This is a genomic window from Specibacter sp. NPDC078692 (assembly GCF_040686835.1).
Lineage (GTDB): Bacteria > Actinomycetota > Actinomycetes > Actinomycetales > Micrococcaceae > Specibacter.
The window spans coordinates 1-1926 of the sequence record NZ_JBFBLV010000063.1 but is presented as its reverse complement, the minus strand read 5'-3'; the positions used below and the strand labels follow the sequence as shown (position 1 = coordinate 1926).

Annotated in this window: 1 rRNA gene; it reads right to left on the bottom strand. The window is 53.6% G+C overall.

From position 1 onward, the window contains the following. Positions 1-205 precede the first annotated feature (205 nt). Positions 206-1740, bottom strand: a 16S ribosomal RNA gene (locus AB0O97_RS20170). Positions 1741-1926 lie beyond the last annotated feature (186 nt).

The window sequence follows — 1926 nt, the reverse complement described above, 5'->3', positions numbered from 1 at the left end:
CTAACAACCCGTACGATTCGTTCCCCGCACCCCAAAGGGTGCTGTACTTGAACCAGGAAGCCAGTCGCCGATCAAAAGACTATTTTATTGATATTCCACCCTTGAGCAACCCACCGAGAAACAAACGTTCTCGCAGCAGGTCTTTACTCCTCACACCACCAACACAACCCATGCGGGTCATCTCGTGGCGTTTGGTGCTCCTTAGAAAGGAGGTGATCCAGCCGCACCTTCCGGTACGGCTACCTTGTTACGACTTAGTCCCAATCGCCAGTCCCACCTTCGACAGCTCCCTCCCCACAAGGGGGTTAGGCCACCGGCTTCGGGTGTTACCAACTTTCGTGACTTGACGGGCGGTGTGTACAAGGCCCGGGAACGTATTCACCGCAGCGTTGCTGATCTGCGATTACTAGCGACTCCGACTTCATGGGGTCGAGTTGCAGACCCCAATCCGAACTGAGACCGGCTTTTTGGGATTAGCTCCACCTCACAGTATCGCAACCCATTGTACCGGCCATTGTAGCATGCGTGAAGCCCAAGACATAAGGGGCATGATGATTTGACGTCGTCCTCACCTTCCTCCGAGTTGACCCCGGCAGTCTCCTATGAGTCCCCACCATAACGTGCTGGCAACATAGAACGAGGGTTGCGCTCGTTGCGGGACTTAACCCAACATCTCACGACACGAGCTGACGACAACCATGCACCACCTGTAAACCGACCGCAAGCGGGGCACCTGTTTCCAGGTATTTCCAGTTCATGTCAAGCCTTGGTAAGGTTCTTCGCGTTGCATCGAATTAATCCGCATGCTCCGCCGCTTGTGCGGGCCCCCGTCAATTCCTTTGAGTTTTAGCCTTGCGGCCGTACTCCCCAGGCGGGGCACTTAATGCGTTAGCTACGGCGCGGAAAACGTGGAATGTCCCCCACACCTAGTGCCCAACGTTTACGGCATGGACTACCAGGGTATCTAATCCTGTTCGCTCCCCATGCTTTCGCTCCTCAGCGTCAGTTAATGCCCAGAGACCTGCCTTCGCCATCGGTGTTCCTCCTGATATCTGCGCATTTCACCGCTACACCAGGAATTCCAGTCTCCCCTACATCACTCTAGTCTGCCCGTACCCACCGCAGATCCGGAGTTGAGCCCCGGACTTTCACGGCAGACGCGACAAACCGCCTACGAGCTCTTTACGCCCAATAATTCCGGATAACGCTTGCGCCCTACGTATTACCGCGGCTGCTGGCACGTAGTTAGCCGGCGCTTCTTCTGCAAGTACCCTCAACCAACAAAAATGCTGGCCTTGTTCCCTACTGAAAGAGGTTTACAACCCGAAGGCCGTCATCCCTCACGCGGCGTCGCTGCATCAGGCTTTCGCCCATTGTGCAATATTCCCCACTGCTGCCTCCCGTAGGAGTCTGGGCCGTGTCTCAGTCCCAGTGTGGCCGGTCACCCTCTCAGGCCGGCTACCCGTCGTCGCCTTGGTGAGCCATTACCTCACCAACAAGCTGATAGGCCGCGAGTCCATCCAAAACCAATAAATCTTTCAACAAAACCCCATGCGAGGTAAAGTCAATATCCAGTATTAGACCCCGTTTCCAAGGCTTATCCCAGAGTTAAGGGCAGGTTACTCACGTGTTACTCACCCGTTCGCCACTAATCCCCCGCAAGCGGGTTCATCGTTCGACTTGCATGTGTTAAGCACGCCGCCAGCGTTCATCCTGAGCCAGGATCAAACTCTCCGTTAATAACTAAATAAACAGACACACACACTCACACCGGAAAAAGATGACGAATGCATGCACTAAATTCGAAACCAGCTAAACGATCATGCATCACCACAGGGGCGGCAACACACAACCAAATAACCAATTCAATATAAATAAATTGGTATCAATAAAACTTGGCACACTATTGAGTTCTCAAACAACAAC